The organism is Mesorhizobium sp. M7A.F.Ca.US.005.03.2.1, from assembly GCF_003997795.1.
In the GTDB taxonomy this organism is placed as follows: Bacteria; Pseudomonadota; Alphaproteobacteria; order Rhizobiales; family Rhizobiaceae; genus Mesorhizobium; species Mesorhizobium ciceri.
Map to the genome: position 1 here is coordinate 1 of NZ_RZRP01001607.1, position 462 is coordinate 462.

A 462-nucleotide genomic window follows, 5' to 3' on the forward strand; every position below is an offset into this window, starting at 1 on the left:
GGCCCGCACCAAGAGCGGCTTCGTTGCCGGACCCGGTGAAAGGGTCTTCGCCAGGATCGACCCGACCCAGGCGCATTTCTTCGACAAGGCAAGCGGCAAGTCGCTCGAGGTGAGACTCTGATGGCCCATATCCAGCTCAAGAACATCTCAAAGACCTTCGGCAACCACACGGCGCTCACCGGGCTCGATCTCGATATTGCCGATGGCGAGTTCTTCGTGCTGCTGGGCGAGACGGGCGCCGGCAAGACGACGACGCTGCGGCTTATCGCCGGCTTGGAAAAGCCCAGCGAAGGCCAGGTCTTCATCGACGGCGTCGACGTTGCCGACTGGGGTGCGGCCGAGCGTGACGTGGCGCTGGTGCTGCAGCAATATTCGCTCTATCCGCGCTACACGGTGCGCGAAAATCTCGAATTCCCGCTGAAGCCGAAAATTCGCCGGCTGCCCGACGCCGAGATCAAGGAC

The 462-nt window shown here is 62.6% G+C and carries 1 protein-coding gene and 1 pseudogene; both read left to right on the forward strand.

Going from position 1 to position 462, the window contains the following annotated elements:
• Positions 1-121: pseudogene (locus EN991_RS41910) on the forward strand (ABC transporter ATP-binding protein); the annotation flags it as partial.
• Positions 121-462, forward strand: a 342-nt coding sequence (locus EN991_RS39420) for an ABC transporter ATP-binding protein (protein WP_164769824.1), incomplete at its 3' end; no start/stop codon positions are given. The pseudogene EN991_RS41910 and the gene EN991_RS39420, both read left to right, overlap by 1 nt.